Here is a 20,831-nt window from a genome sequence, read left to right as displayed (position 1 = left end):
GCAATTTTATGAGCAAGTCATCTAAAAGCCTTACTCACGAGGAGGAGTATATGCTTTTTTTATATTTTTGTCAATACTTTGAGATAAAAAAGATGACAAAAATACCTAAAATGATTATAGTATTATTATGATTGATATTAAAAAACAGCCTAGAGAAGATTATAATTTAGGCTTTATTTTGCAATATGAAAATGTTGCTTGGTTTGATGAAGAATGCGGAGAAGTGCGTATTTTAGACAGGCGTATTTATCCCGAAAAAAAAGAATTTTGTATATGTAAAACATATGCGGAAGTTGCAAAGGCTATTGCCGATATGGTAACCCAAAGCGGAGGGCCTTTTGCAGCGGCTGCTATGGGTATGGCTCTTGCTGCTTATCAAGGAAAAAATCTTTCAAAAACGGCGTACCTTGAGTTTATGAAAGAGGCAGCATATATTCTATCCCATGCCCGTCCTACCACAAGCAAGGCGATGCAGCTTATTACAGCCGAATCATTTAGCCTTTTGGAAAGACTCATCCAAAGCGGATTGTCTTCAAATGAAATTATTACCTCCTTAAAACAAAATGCGGTGGAACAAAACAATCTCAGGTATAAAAAAAATACGGCAGCCGGCTCTTTTTTTGCCGATTTGGTTCCGGACGGCTCTTCAATTTTAACCCAATGTTTCGGAGAAACTACAGTCGGCGGATATTTACGCAGGTTTAAAGAAACCGGTAAAAATATAAAGGTTTTTTGTGCCGAAACCCGTCCATATTTTCAAGGAGCCCGATTGACCGCTTCTTTGGCCTATGACATGGGTTTTGAGACAACCGTTATTACCGACAATATGATAGCCCTTTTAATGAGCGAAAAAAAAATTGACTTTTGTGTTTCAGCTTCCGACGTTATAAGCCTTGACGGTTCTATCATAAACAAGATAGGAACCCTTCAAATTGCTATAGCTGCAAGTTACTTTGGTATTCCTTATTATGCAATAGGCTTTCCCGATAAAAACTATGTTTCGGCAAAAGAGGTAAAAATCGAATATAGAAATCCCGAAGAAGCTCTTTATGCTATGGGAAAAAGGACGGCTATTCTGCCTGATGAGAAAAGCAGAAAAAATCGAGGTTCAATCTCAGGGCTTTATCCTGCCTTTGATATAACGCCTTATGAGCTTTGTACAGGTATAATTACGGATGAAGGCTTTTTCAACCCGGAGGCTAAGCTATAGTTTAAATATAAGACTGATTGCAACGGCCTCAAAAAACATACCTATCTTCTTTTTTGAATTGATTATTTTTTGCGTAAAATGAGCTTCATCTTTGTAATTATAATAGATTGGAGCTGTCTTCCATACTGCTTGAAGTTTTATGCGTGTTTTTTCGGAGGCTTTAAACAATAGTTCATTCTTTAATTCAAAAGTCCATAATTGTTCGGCCTTATTTTTAGTAAAGGGAAGGGGTTTATATAGGTTTTTATGGCTTATAAGCTCTACTCTTATCGTGTTTAAGTAAAGAGGCATATTGTATTCTATCGAGTATGTTCCGGTATAACGGGCTCCGTTTCTGTTTTCACCATCATCATTATCGAAAAACCAAAACTCGGTATTTTTTGAAGGAATAAGAGCCATATAATTTATAATATGAGAGGTTTTTAAGATAAGATTTGCCCATTCACTTTCTATTTGGGAGTTTAGATCAAAATAAAGCTCAATCCCGCCTTGAGCTTTTAAAAAAAAACTTTGAAAAATACAGAGGCTTGATAACTTGCAAATTATTGACATTTTGATTTTCTGCAATACCGTAAAAATTTAGGCTGGAGTAGGCCCAGCCTGTACCTAAAGTTGTACTTGCAATAAAATTTACAAAAGGAATATAGGTTAATTTTAAATTAAAATCTCCCAAAATATTTGCCGGTTTTAATGAGGCCTTAAACTCAAGTTCCGTGTATTTTGAATCCGAATTTTCCTTGTAAAATCTTAAAAAATGTGATATAGAAATATTAAAATTTAAGGGATAGCTTAACTCGGTTTCGATTTCCGTTTGTGCTCTTATGTTTTTTATTTCATAGGTATTTGCTGCAGCTCTTGTAAGGCTGACGAGAATAAAAATTATAAAAAAAAGCTTTTTTAATTTCATACCTAAAATCAATTTTAAATTATTTTGGCAGGTCTGTCAATTGAGTAAGTGAATTGATTAAATTTACTTTGCATATCCTTAAAAATTATGCTATACTATTTGGGCTATGATTCAATTTGAAGATGATGTTTTTTTATCTGGAAACCGAGAACTCAAGTTATTGGTTCCGTATAAGTCCCTACGGCCACTTGGAAACCGTGCATTACGGTAAAAAGATGGAAAGAGGCGATATACAGGGGCTCCTTGTAAAAAGAACTGCACAGACAGGTTCTTCCGTTTGCTATGACGAAAAAGACCCCCTCTATGTGCTTGATAATATCCCCTTGCAATGGTCGGGAAACGGCAGAGGAGACTACCGTTATTCTCCTTGCGAAATAAGAATGCCCGATTCTTCTTTTACGCATGACTTTGTTTATCAATCCCATAAGATAGAAAAGGGCTCGAAACCTATGCAGTCCCTTCCTTCCGCAATTGACGGAGATGGAGACGCCGAAACCCTTATCATAAATTTAAAAGATATAAACGATGTTGGTCTTGCACTCTACTATACGGTGTTTCCCTCCTTTAATCTTATAACAAGGCGTGCTGTCTTGACAAATAATAATGAAAAAGCCTTGGAAATACGCCGCCTTATGAGTATGATGATAGATCTTCCGGACAGGGGCTTTGATATGTTCACCCTTGACGGGAGCTGGATTAAAGAAGCTCATCTCCACAAAAAAGAAATTTCCTATGGGATGTGGGTAAACGAGTCTACAACCGGAGCAAGCTCTAACCGTCACAATCCGGGCTTTCTTGTTGCAGCTCACGGAGCAGAGGAGAATAGGGGAGAGGTCTACGGGTTTAACATTATCTACAGCGGCAATCATTTAGGCTTTGTTCAAAAGAGTCATTTGGACTTAATCCGCATCGGTATCGGGATAAGTCCTCATTGTTTTTCTTGGGATTTAAAAAAAGGTGAAAGCTTTGAAACCCCCGAGGCTCTTCTTTCTTTTTCCGATATGGGATTTAACGGGCTTCGTTCAAATATGCACGGCTTTATAAATAAGTGCATTGTAAGGGGTGAATGGAAAGAAAAAGAAAGGCCTGTTTTAATAAACAATTGGGAGGCCGATTTTTTTAAGTTTAACCGCCGAAGCCTTTTACGCTCTGCCCGTCAGGCAAAAAAGCTGGGGCTTGAGCTTTTTGTGCTTGATGACGGCTGGTTCGGAGACCGGAATAACGATAGTGCAGGCCTAGGAGACTATCGGGTAAATACAAAAAAGCTTCCCGGAGGAATTAAAAAACTTGCCGATAAGGTGCGAAAAATCGGACTTGACTTCGGGCTTTGGTTTGAGCCTGAAATGGTAAACGAGGACAGCGATTTATTCCGTTCTCATCCCGAATGGGCCCTAAAAGAGCCTTTCAGGGAGCCGGTCAGAGGAAGACACCAGCTCGTCCTTGACCTTTGTCTTAAAGAAGTGAGGGATTATATAGTTGAAAATGTTTCACGGATTTTAGATGAGGCGGATGTCTCTTATGTAAAATGGGATATGAACCGTTACATATCGGCAGCTTTTTCTCCTTCTTTAAAAAATCAAGGAGAGTTTTATCACCGTTATATTTTAGGCCTTTATGAAGTCCTAACGAGGATTTTTTCTCCCCGTCCTCATATCCTGCTTGAAAGCTGTTCCTCAGGAGGAAACCGCTTTGATCTTGGAATGCTTTGCTTTTCTCCCCAGATATGGACTTCGGATAATACCGACCCTGTGGAAAGGCAGGAAATACAAAGCGCTTTAAGTCTCCTATATCCTCTTTCGGCTATGGGAGCCCATATTTCGGCCTCGCCTCATCAGCAGACCCTAAGGCAAACCTCCTTGAGTACCCGCTTTAATACCGCCTGTTTCGGGGTCTTAGGTTATGAATTGGATTTAAAATTTTTAACCCATGCCGAAAAAAAAGAAATAAAAGAACAAATTTCTTTTTATAAAAAATACAGAAAAATTTTTCAGTTCGGTTCTTTTTCGGTTATAGGTACTCATAAAGATAATCAGAGACATTGGCAATGTTCTGACGGCAGGACTGCCGTATCAGGCCTTTTTCAGATGAAGGCACGGACTGCCGACGGGCACAGTATTTTAAAAGTTAAGGGAATGAAGAAAAATGCCTTATACGATGTTGAAACAAAACCTCAAAGCCTCTATATAAAGCGTTTCGGAGGCTTGATTAAGCATGTGCTGTCCATTTCTTTAAACCCTGAGGGGCTTGTTTTAAGAACGGTAAACAAGTATTATGCTCTTTTAGATTGTGTAGAAAAATATCGAGCCTCAGGAAAGCTATTGGACTACGGTATTCTTTTAAATAATCAGTTTATGGGCACTTATTATAATGATAAGACTCATCTTTGGGGAGATTTCGGTTCCTGTTTATTTGTAACAAAGGAGGTCATTTAAAATGAAACAAAACAGATGGACTTTCGGCCTTGGAACTATAGGCCGAGATATGGTGTACTCTTTGATAAGCATGTACCTTATTTTTTACATGACCGATGTAATTTATGTTCCTACAAATGTATTGTGGAGTATTACGGTTATTGTTCTTGCAGCCCGCATTTTTGATGCCTGTAATGATCCGATTATGGGTCTGATAGTCGATAATACCAAAACCAAGTACGGAAAATTTAAGCCTTGGATAGCCTTCGGAGCCTTGACCTCAGGGATTTTTACGATCCTTCTTTTTACGGATTTTGGGATTAAGGGAGGTGCCTATGCTGTCTTCTTCGGCATTATCTATCTTTTATGGGGCATTGCTTTTACCACAAACGATATAAGCTATTGGTCAATGCTTCCTTCTTTAAGTGTGGATCAAAAGGAAAGAGAAAAAATAGGATCTATTGCCCGTATTTGCGCAAATGTGGGGCTTTTCTTTGTTGTTGCCGGCATAGTTCCCATTACAACCGCATGGGGTAATAAGACAGGAAGCCTTGCAAAGGGATATTTTTTCTTTGCAATTATGGTTACTGTAATTATGTGGTTCGGTCAAATTATAACCTTAATCGGCGTAAAAGAACCTAAAATAACAAAGCCTCAAAAACATACCTCCCTTAAAGAGCTTTTGAGCGTTATAGTAAAAAACGACCAACTCCTTTTAACTGCTATAGCCATGACTCTTTTTATGATAGGCTATATGACCACGACGGGCTTCGGACTTTACTTTTTTAAGTATGCCTACGGCGATGAAAGCATGTATTCAGTCTTTGCAATTATCCTAGGCCTTTCCCAAATTTCGGCCCTGATTATTTTTCCGGTTTTAAGTAAATTTTTTGTAAGACAAAAAATTTATACGGCTTCGACAATAATGGTTTTGGCCGGTTACACCATCTTCTTTTTTGCTCCTACAAATACTATGTTTTTTATCGGTATTTCGGGAGTTCTTATCTTTGTGGGACAGGCCTTTATTCAGCTTATGATGCTCATGTTCCTTGCCGACTGTGTTGACTATGGCCATTGGAAATTGGGCAAACGGAATGACAGCATTTCGTTTTCGATTCAGCCCTTTATCAATAAACTTTCAGGAGCTATCGGAAACGGCATCGTAAGTGCAGTCGTCATTCTTTCAGGAATTAAAGAAGCCTCATCCGCGGCCGAGGTTACAAAGGAAGGCCTTTTAATGATGAAGACAGCCATGCTCGTCTTTCCTCTTTTTTGTATAGTCGGCAGCTACATCCTCTACCGCCTCCGCTATAAAATCGACGAAAAAACCTATGCTAACATTTTAACTGAACTTGAAGAGCGGGGCGAGCTGGTTAAAAAGGAGTAAGGAAAGACGCAGTTATTGAAATTTTATCATAATTATGATAAATTAAGTATGGGAGGTTTGCTATGAATACAATACGGCCTGTTTCAGATCTGCGTAATAATTTTGCCGATATTTCAAAGATTGTACATCAAAGTCAACAACCGGTATTTTTAACTAAAAATGGCTACGGTGATATGGTTGTAATGAGTATGGAAACTTTTGAAGATATGAGATTTGAAAGCGATATTTATTCTAAATTACAGGAAGCTGAAAAACAAGCTTCTTTAACAGGAAAACGTTTTTCATCAAAAGATGTATTTGAAGAAATTCAAAAGCTTATTAGTGAATAATGTATAAAATTGAATATCTGCCGTCAGCTCTTGATGATTTAAAAGAAATTATAGGTTATATTGCTCACTCCTTACAAAATCAAAAAGCTGCCGAGAATTTACTGCATGAAATTATTAAGCAAGTTGATTTACTTAAAGATTTTCCTTATTCTGCCCCTTGTTACACACCCATAAAACCTCTAATACATGAATATCGTAAATTATTGGTTAAAAATTACTTTATATTTTATTGGGTACATGAAAAGGAAAAAACAATAACAATTGCACGTGTTATCTATGCCCGCAGAAATATAGGTAATTTACTGGAAAAAAACGGTAAAGATTTATGACCATTCTTATTTTTCACTGATGATTTGAGATTTTTTTAAGTTCGTTTTAATTGTATTTTGGTTAACAGGTACATGATTAACCTTAATTATCCGAAATAAATTCCCTGTATTTTTCAGGATTTACCCTAAAGGCAACTATTGGATCTTCATTATTATTTATAGCACGGTTTACCGCTGCTTGAGCTTCTTCAATCATTCTTCCTGAAGAAATAAGACGGGAGGTTCTTGTTGTGATACCTATCGAAACCGGTTCAGAGATATCATATTCGTTTAATATGCTTTTAGTGCCTTTATATATTTCCTCCGCTTTTTTCATAGCCTCATCTAAGTTGGTGTCTTGAAGAATAGCCGCGAATCCGTTTTCATCGAATTCAAAAATCATATCTCTAAATTTTATAAAATCGATCAAAAGGGCTGCAATCTTTTTTCCTATTAGACTTTCGAGAGTAAAATCCTTGAGCTTCATAATAACTAAGGCTATGTCCTGTTCGGATGATGCAGCTCTTCGTAGTTCCGATTCCAGATATTCAGGCAGATATTCTTGCCAGCTTATTCCCGTAATAGGTGAATAAAGGCCTCGAACCTTGTCTATATCGGTATTTCCTGTATTCGGTACAGAGTTTTTTTTGGTGTTTTTTAACTCAGTATATTCATCCGAATCGGAGCTTATATATGTAATATTTTTTTTGTCGTCCGGTATTGGTTCTACTCCTGATTCATAGGGGAAATGTTTGGTAATACTTAGGTTATCTAGGTCTTCAAGGCTGTAGACATCATCATCCGTATAGTCCGGCTCGGCTGGCTTATCTGCCTTCAAAGCTTCACTATCGCCTGAACTATCAAAATCTCGGTTATTTTCATTATAGGTATTTTCAATATTCGAATATACATCTTCTTTTATATCAGGATAGACTTCATCTTTTGGTGAGGCTTCATCTATCGTTTCATTTTTTATAAAGAAGCTTGTTTGATCACCGTAAGTCTTTTTATTAACCTCCGGTATATCCGCATATACTCTTTCGGATGTAGTTGAAAGATTTGTAATCAAGATTACTATTGCGGTTAAAAGAACTATTGTCAGCATAATAAAAAAAGCACTTCTAAGTCTTATATAAATTATACCGGATTTCAATGTTGGAATAGAGGCCGTTAAGATAAGGTCCGTATTATAATCCTTTATAGCTTTTACGCTTATATTTCCGCTAAAATTTTTTACAAATAACGAGTCTGGCCTGATAATAAAGTTTCCTTGTTCATCATAGCTGATAAGCTCGGAATTTTTAGGCCATGATACTACAATATTTTTATTGTCTTTTGAAATAATAAAGGCTTTAAGCTCCAGCTCTTCTGCGATGGAGTATAAATTTTGATTATATGCTTTGTCGGCAAAATTTTCTTTTTCGGCTGAAACTATAATTTGTTTTGCAAAGTAAGCAAAAATTGAGCGAGCTTCCTCTGCACCGGCATCGGAATCCTTTATGATTCCAAATACAAACCACGAAAATGTTCCCAATATAATTAATAGCGCAATTACGGCATATATGCCAATATACATCTTTTTCATTAGTTTATAGTATACTCCAGAATTTCAGATAGTACAAGTTCTAAATCGGCAAAATCCGATATATTTTTAGATAATTTTTTACTTAAATATGTAAAATAAGGTAAAAAAAGTCTTTTAAACATGGGATTGTTTGTTTTCAAAGATTGTTTTAAGCTTTTGATAAAATCGTTGTATGGAAAAATTGAAAAATCTTTTTTTTCCCAAAGTTTTTTATTTAGAGCGGCATCATTTGAGTAAAAAAAACTTTTATAGCCTTCCAATAGCTCTGTTGTATAAGTTATTTTTCCGTTTTTTTCAATTTTTTTTACCGGTGTTCTAAACATCAGATCACAAAATTTTGTCTCTAAATTTGAAAACCTGTTAGCCGTTTTTATAAATTGTTTTGATAAATAGGTTTCATTGGAATAGGCCTTGCCGTCAGTATAAGCAAAGTCTAAGCCTGCAAAATATATATCCTTAAATCCTAATGAAATAGCAGCAGATTTTGCCGCAAGAGCGACTGTGCCGCCTCCTGTTTCCATGTAGGGGAATGGGGAGCTTTGAGCTGCATATTGAGCAAACGGATGGGAGCCGCTTGTAAAAAACAGACTATTTCCGTTTTGTAAAAATTCACGGGGAAGGATGGGGTTTGCACAAAGGTCAAATATACCTATGACATTTTTTGTAAAGGGTTTAAAGCAATGAGCATAAGAAATATTTTGAGGGTCGATACTTACAAAAAAATCGGCTTCAATTCCTGCTGCTTCCAGAACAGAAAATGCCGTGTCTGAAGCAAAAAGGTATAATGAACTTCTTTTATCGATTATAGTATTTAAGGCTTTTTCAAGAGAAGGTCCGGCTCCTAGGATATATGCAGATTTATTTAAATCAAGCTTCGGCATTTTCGGATTGATAAGAGATGCTGTTTTTAAATTAAGCAAGATATTACGCATCCAAATCTTTCCAAATACGGCTTGAGTTGAAACATCCGTCTTTATCTTTTCTAAGGAGTTTTTTATCTTTGCCTGAAAATAAGGTATTTTTTCTTTATAAAAATCTTCCCATGGCTTTAGAAGCTTTACCTCTAAATTTCCATGCAGGATCGGAATATAATTATTTATAAATTCACTCTCAAAATTTTCAGATTCTAATGGCGGTAAAAAATAAAGATTAGGGTTTGATAATATCCTTGAAAAATCTATTATTTTAAATAAAGCCTTTAAATTTGCAAAATCCGTGTCTGTTACTGCACAAGCCTTTGTTGTAAAATTATTTAAAAAATATTCTATATGAATACCTGAGCCTAAACCGCAAAAAAGAACAAAATTTTCATTTCCGGTAAAAAAACGCTCAGCTTCTTTCAGAGGGTCATATTTCGAATGCAGATGTTTTCCATTTTTTAATATTGGAAGTGTAAGGCCTGTTTTTGACAGCTCGGTTTGTGAGTAGTCGGACTTTTCCTCGGCTCTTATTATTTCTTTAACAAGTTTATAATTATTTTTTTTTAAGGCATCAATATTTTTATCAAATATACTCATATTTCAAGCCTTTTAATTTGTTCTTTTAAAAATATTTCCATTTCATCTTCAAGTTTAAGCCTAATTTCCTTTTGATTATCCGAACCTCTTTCTTTTAAGAAATTTATATAAGTTTGAAAAGAGATAAATTCGCATAACTCTTTTTCTATGTTTTTTTCTTGTGAGGTTAATATTTTTCCAAAAAAAACATCGGCCTTTATTTCTTTCTGTATATTTTTATAAATATCGGATAATATGATTTTTTTTTCTTTTAAAGTTTTTTTTTCTAATTTTTTTAAGCTTAATGTCTTTTTTTCTTGTTTAATGACTTCAAGACTGAATTCGTCATCTGTTTTTGATTTTATGTTTCCTAGAGGTTCGAGGTATGTTCCCAGCCTAAACAGTCTTTTTGCTTTATTATCTGGAATCCGGCTAAACCATTGTTTATAAGTTTTTAAAGAGCGAAGATCAAAGTTAGAGACGGCTGCAAAATTAGACATGGGCTCAAGCCTGCCTGCCGAATAATTTTTTAAGTTTTGGCTCTCATGAGGAATGCAATGCGAAAAACCTTTAGATTTCATTAGATCTAATCCTGCAATAAAAATATTACCTTTAGTATTATCTAAAAGAAAATCAACCGCTGTTCCTGAAACACTTCCGTTTCTTCGTGCTAAAATAGGTTTAATATTAAGCTTTTCAAAAAAAAGAGATTCAAGAGCTGAGCCGTAGCTTAAAAAAACACAAGATTTATTTTTTAAAATATTGTATGGAATTTTTGCCTCCATAGGAAAGGCTAGCAATGTTTCTTTAAATGTATCTGCGGTTAAATACTTTAAATGGTTTCCTGCCCAGAAACCTCCATCGGTTGATATACAAAGGTCAGGTTTTATATTTCTAGCTTTAAAGGCCGGTAAAGCCGATGCTGCAGCAAGGGTAAATACTTTATTGATATTTTTACTGCAATTATTTAATATCATGTCTAGGCTTGGACCTGCAGCTGCAAAAAAAGAAAGACCTATATCGGCTGTAGAATTCTCTTCTAAATTACTTATAGCCGCAGGAGTTTCGGCAAAAATAAAGTTGTCTCCCATGTTTTTTAGCCATTTTTTTCCAAAAAAAGACCTTGTAGCGATTATACTTTGAATTATTTTTACCGCTTCCGAAATATCTTTCCATGTGGAATCGGCTGATTTGGGCCAAATATTTTCAGCCGCCTTCCAAGGTAAGAAAACAGTTGCGGGTAAATATTCATCAGGAATATTATTGACTAAAAAAAATACTGCATTTCCGGAAGCCGGTCTCCACACATTATCCCAAAGTTTATCTGAATCTAAAAAAAATGTATCGGTATACCTCATTGCTATCAATTTAGCTTCAGGAAATTTTTTACGCAAAGCAGGAGCTAAATAGGACTCCCCCGGTTCTGTTACAATTATAATTTGAGGGCTGCCTTTTATCGAATCACAAAAACGTTCTGCTTCTTTTTGCGGATTATACGATGAATGAAGTTTAAATTGTTTTATCATTTATTCCGGCCTTAAAAAAATCTTTTATTTTATTTATATTTTTTGAGGTTCCGGTATATTCCACTATGAGTTTTGAGCAAAGTTCTTCCCCGTAAATAGTGTAAAGATTATCCAGTATTTTTTTTGTATAAAGCTCCATTGGGATATTTTGTGCCGAAAAGATACAAATATAAATACTGTTATCCATTCCTAAGATAGCAATATTGGATTTTCCTATTAAGTTATATATTTTATTTACCATGGAATAATAAAGACTCAGCGAATCCAGATCGCTTTGAAGTTTTATGACATCCGGAAAAATATTCTTAAATGAAATACTTACTAAGTGTGCCTGATTATTAAAATTAAGAGCCGATTCTATCTTAAGTATTATTGTATCCATTCCATGCTGAGAAGGGTAGGCCGGCCGTGCCGTTCCTATAATTGATTTATATTTATCATACTTAGATAGATATTGACGTAGTATTTGATCTGCATTTATCAAGTTAAAAGAGTTTCTGTATGTGTCTTTTTGTGATTTTATTAAAAATAAAAAAGTTTTATCTTTTTCGATTGAAAATAAAATAATATCCGTAATGCTTATGTATTCTTGTGAAGAAAAGAAGTTTTTAATTGAACTTAAATTTGTATCTGAAAGCATATACCATTTATTTTCTTCAATATTAAAATTATCGATAATTTCTGCAGGTATTAGGCAACGATGGAATGTTGTTATATCAATACCTGATGCAAAGCAAAGACTGTAAAAATCTTCATCTATTTTTACTAAAAAGCCTCCTTTTTCGACTTCTAAACCTGTAAGAAGAGATTTAAAATCATGCTTTGCACTAAAAAAAGTAGAATGTGAATCTTGATTTGGCTCTTTTAGAGGCTGCTGATGTTTTAGATTAACAACCTCCGCTATATGCCTTAATCCCATTAAGATATCCCCAGCTCATCAAAAAGGCGTTTATAAGTGTCAAAATATTCCGATTTTGCAAATTCTTCTATTTTTTCTTCAGGTAAGCTTTCAAGAAGCTGGTCCATATATGTCAAAACAGACTTTATCTCATCTTTTAAATGTATCGGCAGCGTTTCTGTTTTTATCTTTTGTTGTTCTGCCGCTGTTTCCTCAAGGTCAAGTCTGGGAATCTCTTTAGAGGCTTGATCAAGCTCTTCTGCTGAAAATACGGTGTCATCATGATTTTCAACATGAGCCTCGGGAATGTCTTTAAATCCCATGCCATCATCAACGTCTAAGTTATCAGCCTCTTCAATATAATCTTCCTGTACTTCTGCAGGTTTGATTTCATCGGCTATATCTAAACCTGTGTTATCTTCATCTATTTGAGTTTTATCTTCGGTAAAGCTTAGATCTGCAATATCAGAGGCTTCATCATGTCCTTCTTCAACATTTTCTGTGATGGTGTTAATATCTATGTACTCATCACCTAAAGGAATACTTTGTCCATCAGGTAATTCAAGCTCTGTGATTTTTAAATCAAAGTCATCAAAATCATCTGTTTTTACATTTTGTTCATCCAATCCATCATCAGTGTCAATACTTACATTAGGTTCCTCACTTTCGTCAAGATAGCTCAGATCTTCATTTATATCATTTATATGCTCCGGTTCAACAGAATTTAATAAATCTTTATCTGTGTAAGTTTCAGTATTATCAGAAACTTTATCATCAGTTAGAAAGGCATCATTTATGTCATCCAATGTTTCCGGAATTTCGTAATCTTTTTCAGCATTTTCTTCAGTAAAGTCCGCCGTAATCAATATATTATTAAGTTCATCACCTGTAAGCGCTATTGTTTCATCTCCGTCATCATCATTGAAAAAACCGCTTTCATCTTTTTCAGTAGTTACTTCATTCAATATATTCTCGGTTACCGAAGTTTGTTCAGGTGTAAAATCTTTAGGCTCTTCTGCTTTCTGTTTTGCTTGAGCCATTTCGGATTTTAAAGTTGCAAGTTCATTTTTAATGCTGGACAATTCTCCCGCAATTTGAATCAATATTTCGGTTGCTCTGTCATTTGCTAAGGCTGTAGATTGGTGTACTTCCGTATTTTTCTCGGCCTTACCTGTATCTTCATCTTTAATATTTTGTGTATTATCTGAGTCTAAAAGATCATTTTCAAGAGCTTGAATATCGTCAAAGAATATATCGTCATTTTGTTTAGCCGATTTTGATTCATCTATTGATTCTGTTGTTCCCATAACATTATCCAGCATTGAATCAAAGTCATCAATGGGTTCTTCTTTTATCTCTTTTTCTTGATTGATGTTTGCCGAAGATGAATTGTCCATAATTTTTCTATTTTCTTCTCTGATTTCTTCTATGTTTCCAGCTTCAATTATTGTACTTTCAATAATCAGACCTTTGTCTTCATCTTGTTTTTTATTATCTTCGTTAACGTCTTCAAAGTTGGTAATGTCTGTAAATATAGCTACATCTTCCAACTCATCATCGCTTCCCATATTTTTCCCTGCAAGAGAGGATATATCCGAATCTTCATCTATTGCAATATTTAGAGGAATTTCATTTCTTGTATCAGTTTTAGTTATATCTTCATTTTTCTGGTCATTAGAGTCGAGTTCATCTATAATTTGATCTAAATCTGCAATATCATCAATTTTTCGTTCAGGTAAATTTTCCATACCTGAATGAAAGATCTCTTGTTCGGATAAAACTTCCGGCGCATCCATTTCATCGCTGATTACTTCAAAATCATCTCCTTCAAAGTCTATAGCATCGCTTTCTTTGTTTTCTAAGTAATCTTCATCAAAAGAAAGGTCTAGTTTTATATTATTTTCAGACCCGGTACCTTCCTGTGTAATGCTGTTCTCCTTTTCATCTGTTTCAGAAGATGCTCCGAATTCTTCATCGCTTAAAAATTCATCTACATCAAGATTTTCGAATTCATTTATATCCGCATTTTTAGATACTTCGTTTTCAGATACGCCGTCTTTTTCAGTTTCTTCAATATCGTCAAAAATAGGCTCTTCAAGAGAGGATTTATCTTCAAATTCATAATTTTCGTTCTTTACCTCTCCTTCATCGATGAGCACTGCATCCGGTTCATCGAAAATATCAAATTCATCATTAAAAAATTCAGATTCCGTCGGAGTATCGGTGTTTTCGAATATATTATCATCAATTTTGTCGAAATCATCAGATGCTGTTAATTCTTCAAACTCTAAAGAGTCATCCGATGCGTCCAAATCGATTATATCATGATCATCAAAACTTAATATATCATCGTCCAAAGGATTTTCAGCAGTGTCATTTTCTATAGGTAAAATATCACTCTCTTGGTCATCTTTTCTTTCAGGACTTTTTTTAACCCATACGCCGTACATGTCAAGATTTGAGTCGTCTTCAAGTTTTACCGGAAAAACCGAATCATCCGGTTCTTCTATTTTGTTAAAATCTAATGCCATGCTATTTCTCCCGTATAAACTATATCAATAATTATACTATATATCGACAGAATTTGTAAATAACCTAAACAGTTTACTTGAATAATTATACATAGTTTGATAAAAAAATTCAAGAAAAAATTAAAAATGCCGTTATATACTTAGGCTATGAAAATGTATTTTAAAGTACTTATTCCTATTTTTGTCTCTATTTTTGCCTATACTGCTTTAGCCGTTTCTTTTGGCCCTAAGGGAGTGTATTCAAAACAATTTATAGAAGTTCAAAGAGATGTTCTTATGGCTCATGTCTTATCTCTTAAAGAAATAGGGGATGATTTGGACAGCCATATAAAAAATTTAACTTATGATCCCGAAACTATCGCCATTTATGCCCATGAATTAGGATATATATATAATAATGAGGGTATAATCAAGCTTGCGAACTTCAATGCCGGTTTTGGAAGAAGTTTAAAACCTGGGACTATCTTAGAAATTGAAAAACCTTATTATCTTTCCGACTATATTTGTAAAACAATAGCAGTTTCTCTAGGCATAATTGTTATTATTTTTGAAATGTTGAGGGTAAAAAGAAATGCTTATTCTAAAAAAAGATCTTAAATCTTTAGATATAGCTGCTTCTTTGTTAAAAAAAAATGAAGTTATAATACTTCCCACAGATACTGTTTACGGTTTTTCAGGTATTGTTCCTTTTTCAAAGGATAAAATAATGAAAATCAAAAGAAGAGAGGCTGAAAAAAGCTTTATAAGTCTGATTTCCGAGCCGGATGATATTTATAAATATACGGATACTATTATACCGGATAATATATTTCATTTATGGCCCGGGCCATTAACTATAATAGTAAAGGATAAACAGGGCGGGGGAACTTCAGCTTTTAGATGCCCCGGCGATTATTGGCTTAGAAATTTAATAAGCAAAACAGGCAGCCCCATATATTCTACCAGTGTAAATTATGCCGGATGTCCTATTTTTAACGATATAGACAAAATAATTGAAGAATTTGAAGATAAGGTCTCTTTGATTGTGGATGGTGGAAATTTAAACGGATTATCATCTACTATTGTTAGCTTAACGGATAAAGAACCTTGTATAATAAGGCAAGGTAGTTTAATTTTGACCTTTTAGTTTTTACTCCAGCGTACTTTTTTTACTACTTCATTTATTGATATGGTATTTCCTTGATAGACTACCTCAATATCGTTTTTTTCTCCCACTAAAATTTTATTATTTGAGGAAACTAAAAATTTCCATGACGGTGTTTTACCCATTTCAGCGGCCTTTTTTGCTATTTGGTCAGGTAAATTTTGGAATTGTCTAGGAAGGGGTGTGCCGGATTGGGTTATAATTAAATAACCGTCATTTATCTTCATTTGTAAAAAAAGGGAAATTCCGCTGGAAAGAACTGCTATAGCTCTTCCTCCCCTCATAATTTCAATGCGTTCTATGCCTTCTTCTCCATGCCAAGAACCTGAAAGAACATCTATGTTTTTAACTTCTAAGACTTCATCCTGAATATTTTGACTGACGGGGCTCTCAAAATTGTACATCTCCGATAAATTTACCGACTTATCGAAAATATCTGAAACCAATATCCTGGAATCTAATAAAATCAAATTAACACTTTGATATATCTTTGATATACGCCGTGTGATTTTATCCGAAGAATTTTTTAACATCAGTTCAAGCTGTATTCCGTTTTCCAAGCCTATTATTTTGCCTGCAAAAACATAATCAAACCTCATCTGTGCATCAGTCTCGCTTACGGGGGTAGAGCGCATATCCACTATATCATATCTTCTTAATTCTTTTACAAAACTAAAAAGAGCATTACTTATGGCTGCAGTCGTTTGCTCGGTTATATTTTTGGATTCTATTTTAAACACTCCAACGGTAGGGTTTGCATATACGGCTGTAGTAAAAGCCATTAGTAGAATTAAGAGTAAATATCTTGGAATTTTATAAAAAAATTGCATTTTCATTATTTATGTACTCCTTATTTTAATTTCCCTTTGCATATCCCTCTTGATATCTCTTTCTTTTATGTCTGCACGCTTGTCAAAGGTCTTTTTACCCTTACAAACACCTAAGAGTACTTTAACGATACCGTTTTTAAAATAAAATTCCAGCGGAATTAATGTATAGCCTTTTTCTTCTACTTTTCTTTTTAGTCTTTTTATTTCATCCTTTTTTAAAAGAAGCTTTTTTGGGCGTAATGGATCATGGTTAAAAACCGAAGAATAAATATACTCTGAAATATGAAAATTCTTGACCCATACTTCATCATCCTTAATCTCGGCAAAAGCATCAGGAAAAGATATCCGTCCTTCCCTTAAAGATTTTACCTCTGTGCCTTTTAAAACAAGACCGCATTCTATTTTTTCTTCAACTGCATAGTTAAAAAAAGCTTTTTGGTTTTTTGCTATAATTTTTATAGGCTCTTTTTCCATAGATATATTATATGCATAGATTTAATACTTGTCAACGACGGAAGAAAATGATATTATGCAGTGAGGTTTAAAATGACGGCAAAGTATCGAAGTTATTCATATACGGAAAAAAGAGAGTACAGGAACAAGGTTATTTTTATTGCTTTTTTGTTTATTTTTGCTTTTTGTACTTATACATTAATAACATCTTATTTGGTAAAAACTTATCGACTGCAAACCAATACTATGCTTCCGGGAATTTCAAAAGGAGATATGGTTTTGTCTACACCTATTTATAATCCTTATTCTGCAAAAAGAGGGGATTTGGTAATTATTGACGGATCCTATTCTGATTCAAAGTCGTTTTTTAAAAATGCTGCTAATTCTATTATAGGTTTTATTACTTTTCAGCTTTTTCAGCCATTTGAATCTCAAAATTCTGGTCTTTATTCTATTAGAAGGATTGTGGGTTTGCCCGGAGATACGGTTTATATGGAGAATTTTGTTGTCCACATAAAAACAAAGGATTCCGAGCATTTTTTAACGGAATTTGAATTGGCTCAAAAAAATTATGATATTGAAATAAAGGAATTGCCTAAAAATTGGGATTCCTCCATTCCGTTTTCAGGCTCTTATCCTAAAACCGTCCTAAAAGAAAATGAATATTTTGTATTATGTGATAATCGTATAATTACTGATGATTCCCGTCTATGGGGAGCCGTAGACGGAGACAAAAAAATATGCGGAAAAATAATTTTTAAATACTGGCCGATTAATAAATTTAAAATAGACTAATGAATTCAGGCTTATATATTCATATTCCTTTTTGTGTACAAAAATGTTCTTATTGCGATTTTTTTTCGGTTAAAGCTGGACAGTTTAACAATATTTTAGGCTGTAAAGGTATAAGTCCCTTTGCACGAAGACTGGTTACCGATATACATATTCAAGCAAAAAAATATGGAATAGAAGAGTGGGATTCGGTATATATAGGAGGCGGTACACCATCTCTTTTATCCCCGGATGATATTTATTTTATCTCCTCTCAAATTTTAAAAGATCAAAAAAATCCTCCTAAAGAGTTTTCAATTGAAATTAACCCTGAAGATTTAAGCCGAGACTTTTTATCTGCTGCCGTAAAAGGCGGTATTAACCGTATTTCTGTGGGTGTTCAGTCTTTATCTGATGAGGTATTAAAAGCATGTAATCGGAGGGGATGTAGACAAAAAACTCTTTTTGCTCTTGAGCTTTTGAGGCAAGAAAAAAATATTCTTTTGTCATGTGATTTGATTGCAGGCTTAAAGAATCAAACTTCAGGTATTATTAAAGACGATATAAAAACTTTATTAAAGTTTATACCCGAGCATTTTTCTTTATATGCTCTTTGTTCAAATACAAAGATTAGTTCCGAAAAAGATGATGAGATTGCTGCTCTATGGCTTTATGGAAAGGATATTTTGGAGAAAAATAGCTATACTAAATATGAAGTGTCTAATTTTTCATACAAAAATTCATATAAAAGTATACATAATGAGAAATATTGGAGGTTGCAAAATTATATAGGTATAGGTCCGGGTGCTTTTAGCTCAATTTTTTTCGATAGAACTGAAAATCTACCTGCTCATGCTATCAGATTTTCTGCCATTAAAAATATTCATAAGTGGCTTTCTTGTGAAAATAGGGATGAAGTGTATGAATACGAAACTATAGATGAAAAAGAATTTATAGAAGAAACTTTTATGATGGGTTTAAGATTAAAGGATGGATTAGATCGGAAGTTTTTTAAATTAAGATTTGGAAAAGATATCAGCGCCTTTATTGAAAAAATAATGTTCAAATACAGGGATTATGCAGTTTTGACGGCTGAAAAATTTTACTTAACTGATAAAGGTTTTCTTTATTTGAATTTATTTTTACAGGATATTTTTCAGCAAATCGACTCTTTTTTTGTGTAAAATTATATTGCTTTATTATGGTCTTTATTTTGCTTCCAGATATAATCAAATTCCTTTGTTATACCTTTAAATACTTCAATTATACTCGGATCAAAATGACTTCCAGAGCCTTGCAAAATACACTCAACCGTTTCTTTATGTGAAACACCTGCCTTATAAGATCTTTTCATACGCAGGGCATCGTAAACATCCGCTATTGCTACAATTCTGGCTGATAAGGGAATCATTTCTCCTGCAAGTTTATATGGATATCCGCTTCCATCCCATTTTTCATGATGGCTTAATGTAATTTCTTTTGCCATAGGTATGGGATAATTTGCAAGAATTAAGGTTCCGTTAATTGTGTGGTCCCTCATTACTCCCCATTCGACATCAGTAAGTTTTCCTTTTTTTTGTAAAATATAATCGGGAGTTCCTATTTTTCCTATATCATGAATAGCTGCAAGAGATGAAATATTATCAATGAAATCTGCATCTATTTGAGGATATAAATTAGACTCAAAGACAGCTTCTGATAGAACCTTTGAATAGTAATTTAGTCTTTCATTGTGAAAGCCTGTATCATTATCCTTTAGTTTTGAAGCATTTAATAAGCTTCTCATCATATCCCTATACTGACTTAAATAAGCGTTGCTTATATCTTCAAACATTACCCAGTATCCATTGAGCTTATTATTTTCAAAAAGAGGAAATATATTTGTCTTTGTATACATAGTTTTGCGGTATCTTGTTTTGTGTTTTAAAATACCTGACCATGAATAACCTCTTTTAGGGCTTTTTAATTTTCCTAAGAGGTCATCCAGTGTTGATTTTTCAAGGGTGTTTCCAAATATATTAAAAAAAGGCTTTTTTTCTATATCGTGATATCCTTCAAATAGGTGTTTGACTGCATCACTTATGTATAGTATTAAAAAGTTATTATCTAATAGCATTGAGCAAACTGTCGGAGTTGCAAGCAGTCCGACAGCGGTCTTAAATACTTCAGAGTTTTCACTACTATTTTTTAAATATAATGAATCCATAAGATCTTCAGTATCATCTTGAAAAATGTCATCGGTGAGTTCTTCTAAGTTTTCATCGATTTTATCCAGCGTTCCGATTTCTTCCGTACTTATAACATCTTCTTCGTTCATAATCCTGCCTCCTTTAATCCGTTATAATCAATACTCTGCATCACTTTTTCTCACATAAACAGGGCCGTCCCAATCCTCTACCTTTATATGGTTTTTGCCCGATATAAAACAATCAAGCATTAATTTTGATATAATCTCCGGATCAATTTCTATAAAAGTGAATTTATCCTCTTCAATCAACTGTATGATGCTTTCTTTAAATTTATCGGTTCCAAATCCGCAAATTAGGGTGTTTTTATTTTTATTTATTAGTTGAATGGTCTTTTCTGCAGATATATCGAGAGCTTGAGAAGACGGGATTTTGTCTTCAAACAGCTGAACATAAAAACAATCTCTTTTTGCATCGATGATAGATAAAAATTGTCCTTTTCCTGCATATTTGGAGCAGATAGCTTCCAATACGGGGATACAATAAAATTCGGCATTAGTTTTTAATTGAATTGCTTTTGCAGTGGAGTAGGCAAGCCTTAGGCCTGTAAAGCCTCCCGGTCCTTGAGGGCATACAATAACCTCTGTTTCATTTATGGAAAAGCCTGCTTCTTTTACTGCTGTTTCTATTGCAGGAATCAAAATAGATGAATGCCTTGCTCGAACCGGTGTAAAAATTGAGGTAAACACGCCTAATTCGCCTTGGGCTGTAATTGAAATAGATTTCCAACTTGTATCAATACAAACTATATTCATAAGTCTCCGTAGTCCCCAATAATAAACCGCTTCTTACATTATAC

At 34.2% G+C, this 20,831-nt stretch carries 19 protein-coding genes and 1 pseudogene; 9 read left to right on the top strand and 11 right to left on the bottom strand.

Translation table 11 applies throughout. The features are described 5' to 3' along the window. The first annotated feature begins 127 nt into the window (after nucleotides 1-127). Complete coding sequence (locus E4N78_RS07955; RefSeq protein ID WP_255810031.1) at nucleotides 128-1,210, top strand: s-methyl-5-thioribose-1-phosphate isomerase; 1,083 nt, start codon at nucleotides 128-130, stop codon at nucleotides 1,208-1,210. Here the strand turns inward: E4N78_RS07955 and E4N78_RS07950 are convergent. Further along, on the bottom strand, nucleotides 1,205-1,762 hold the full coding sequence (locus tag E4N78_RS07950; protein WP_255810030.1) for a hypothetical protein: 558 nt from the start codon (nucleotides 1,760-1,762) through the stop codon (nucleotides 1,205-1,207). The genes E4N78_RS07955 and E4N78_RS07950 overlap by 6 nt on opposite strands. Continuing rightward, on the bottom strand, nucleotides 1,689-2,117 hold the full coding sequence (locus E4N78_RS07945; protein ID WP_255810029.1) for a hypothetical protein: 429 nt from the start codon (nucleotides 2,115-2,117) through the stop codon (nucleotides 1,689-1,691). The genes E4N78_RS07950 and E4N78_RS07945 overlap by 74 nt, the downstream gene beginning before the upstream one ends. A gap of 106 nt (nucleotides 2,118-2,223) precedes the next feature. On the opposite strand from E4N78_RS07945, the pseudogene E4N78_RS07940 reads away from it, so the two are divergent. From E4N78_RS07940 to E4N78_RS07925, 4 genes and pseudogenes are all read left to right on the top strand, one after another. Continuing rightward, a pseudogene (locus tag E4N78_RS07940) lies at nucleotides 2,224-4,549 on the top strand (alpha-galactosidase). Nucleotide 4,550: 1 nt separating this feature from the next. Beyond that, nucleotides 4,551-5,915 carry a glycoside-pentoside-hexuronide (GPH):cation symporter gene (locus tag E4N78_RS07935; RefSeq protein WP_255810028.1) on the top strand — a complete coding sequence of 455 codons (1,365 nt, stop codon included), beginning with the start codon at nucleotides 4,551-4,553 and terminating at the stop codon, nucleotides 5,913-5,915. A 62-nt stretch (nucleotides 5,916-5,977) separates the two neighbouring features. Further along, complete coding sequence (locus tag E4N78_RS07930) at nucleotides 5,978-6,244, top strand: type II toxin-antitoxin system Phd/YefM family antitoxin (protein ID WP_255810027.1); 267 nt, start codon at nucleotides 5,978-5,980, stop codon at nucleotides 6,242-6,244. Beyond that, on the top strand, nucleotides 6,244-6,573 hold the full coding sequence (locus E4N78_RS07925) for a type II toxin-antitoxin system RelE/ParE family toxin (RefSeq protein WP_255810026.1): 330 nt from the start codon (nucleotides 6,244-6,246) through the stop codon (nucleotides 6,571-6,573). The genes E4N78_RS07930 and E4N78_RS07925 overlap by 1 nt, the downstream gene beginning before the upstream one ends. An 82-nt stretch (nucleotides 6,574-6,655) precedes the next feature. Here the strand turns inward: E4N78_RS07925 and E4N78_RS07920 are convergent, their stop codons facing one another. The 5 genes from E4N78_RS07920 to E4N78_RS07900 are packed head-to-tail and all read right to left on the bottom strand — an operon-like array spanning nucleotide 6,656 to nucleotide 14,588. Next, the gene (locus E4N78_RS07920; RefSeq protein WP_255810025.1) at nucleotides 6,656-8,137 is read right to left on the bottom strand and encodes a diguanylate cyclase domain-containing protein; all 1,482 of its coding nucleotides are present in this window, start codon (nucleotides 8,135-8,137) and stop codon (nucleotides 6,656-6,658) included. Continuing rightward, entirely contained in the window at nucleotides 8,137-9,654 is a 1,518-nt protein-coding gene (locus E4N78_RS07915) for a motility associated factor glycosyltransferase family protein (protein WP_255810024.1), read from the bottom strand. Before E4N78_RS07915 ends, E4N78_RS07920 begins: the two co-directional genes overlap by 1 nt. Continuing rightward, nucleotides 9,651-11,159: a 6-hydroxymethylpterin diphosphokinase MptE-like protein gene (locus tag E4N78_RS07910; RefSeq protein ID WP_255810023.1), complete on the bottom strand. Its 1,509-nt coding sequence runs from the start codon at nucleotides 11,157-11,159 to the stop codon at nucleotides 9,651-9,653. Before E4N78_RS07910 ends, E4N78_RS07915 begins: the two co-directional genes overlap by 4 nt. Continuing rightward, nucleotides 11,143-12,078, bottom strand: a complete 936-nt coding sequence (locus tag E4N78_RS07905) for a hypothetical protein (RefSeq protein WP_255810022.1) — start codon at nucleotides 12,076-12,078, stop codon at nucleotides 11,143-11,145. The genes E4N78_RS07910 and E4N78_RS07905 overlap by 17 nt, the downstream gene beginning before the upstream one ends. Further along, complete coding sequence (locus tag E4N78_RS07900) at nucleotides 12,078-14,588, bottom strand: midas domain-containing protein (RefSeq protein WP_255810021.1); 2,511 nt, start codon at nucleotides 14,586-14,588, stop codon at nucleotides 12,078-12,080. The genes E4N78_RS07905 and E4N78_RS07900 overlap by 1 nt, the downstream gene beginning before the upstream one ends. A 147-nt stretch (nucleotides 14,589-14,735) precedes the next feature. On the opposite strand from E4N78_RS07900, the gene E4N78_RS07895 reads away from it, so the two are divergent. Together E4N78_RS07895 and E4N78_RS07890 are read left to right on the top strand one after the other, a co-directional pair. Beyond that, the gene (locus E4N78_RS07895) at nucleotides 14,736-15,185 is read left to right on the top strand and encodes a septum formation initiator family protein (protein WP_255810020.1); all 450 of its coding nucleotides are present in this window, start codon (nucleotides 14,736-14,738) and stop codon (nucleotides 15,183-15,185) included. Then, nucleotides 15,160-15,714: an L-threonylcarbamoyladenylate synthase gene (locus tag E4N78_RS07890; protein ID WP_255810019.1), complete on the top strand. Its 555-nt coding sequence runs from the start codon at nucleotides 15,160-15,162 to the stop codon at nucleotides 15,712-15,714. Before E4N78_RS07895 ends, E4N78_RS07890 begins: the two co-directional genes overlap by 26 nt. On the opposite strand, the gene E4N78_RS07885 is transcribed toward E4N78_RS07890, so the two are convergent. Together E4N78_RS07885 and smpB are read right to left on the bottom strand one after the other, a co-directional pair. Further along, nucleotides 15,711-16,568 carry a TP0183 family DNA metabolism protein gene (locus E4N78_RS07885; RefSeq protein ID WP_255810018.1) on the bottom strand — a complete coding sequence of 286 codons (858 nt, stop codon included), beginning with the start codon at nucleotides 16,566-16,568 and terminating at the stop codon, nucleotides 15,711-15,713. The two genes, E4N78_RS07890 and E4N78_RS07885, sit on opposite strands and share 4 nt — an antisense overlap. 3 nt (nucleotides 16,569-16,571) lie before the next feature. Continuing rightward, entirely contained in the window at nucleotides 16,572-17,036 is a 465-nt protein-coding gene (gene smpB / locus E4N78_RS07880) for an SsrA-binding protein SmpB (RefSeq protein ID WP_255810017.1), read from the bottom strand. A 72-nt stretch (nucleotides 17,037-17,108) separates the two neighbouring features. On the opposite strand from smpB, the gene lepB reads away from it, so the two are divergent. Together lepB and hemW are read left to right on the top strand one after the other, a co-directional pair. Further along, a complete protein-coding gene (gene lepB, locus E4N78_RS07875) occupies nucleotides 17,109-17,810 on the top strand; it encodes a signal peptidase I (protein WP_255810016.1) in 702 nt (233 codons plus the stop codon). Then, entirely contained in the window at nucleotides 17,810-18,970 is a 1,161-nt protein-coding gene (gene hemW / locus E4N78_RS07870; protein ID WP_255810015.1) for a radical SAM family heme chaperone HemW, read from the top strand. The genes lepB and hemW overlap by 1 nt, the downstream gene beginning before the upstream one ends. 2 nt (nucleotides 18,971-18,972) lie before the next feature. Here hemW and E4N78_RS07865 read toward each other — a convergent pair whose 3' ends face one another. Beyond that, nucleotides 18,973-19,992 carry an HD-GYP domain-containing protein gene (locus E4N78_RS07865; RefSeq protein WP_370645031.1) on the bottom strand — a complete coding sequence of 340 codons (1,020 nt, stop codon included), beginning with the start codon at nucleotides 19,990-19,992 and terminating at the stop codon, nucleotides 18,973-18,975. Nucleotides 19,993-20,130: 138 nt separating this feature from the next. After that, nucleotides 20,131-20,787 carry a tRNA (adenosine(37)-N6)-threonylcarbamoyltransferase complex dimerization subunit type 1 TsaB gene (gene tsaB, locus E4N78_RS07860; RefSeq protein WP_255810013.1) on the bottom strand — a complete coding sequence of 219 codons (657 nt, stop codon included), beginning with the start codon at nucleotides 20,785-20,787 and terminating at the stop codon, nucleotides 20,131-20,133. Between the last annotated feature and the right edge of the window lie 44 nt (nucleotides 20,788-20,831).

Origin of the sequence: Treponema denticola (genome assembly GCF_024400535.1) — a bacterium.
Lineage (GTDB): Bacteria > Spirochaetota > Spirochaetia > Treponematales > Treponemataceae > Treponema_B > Treponema_B denticola_C.
This window is presented reverse-complemented; position numbering and strand designations above follow the sequence as displayed.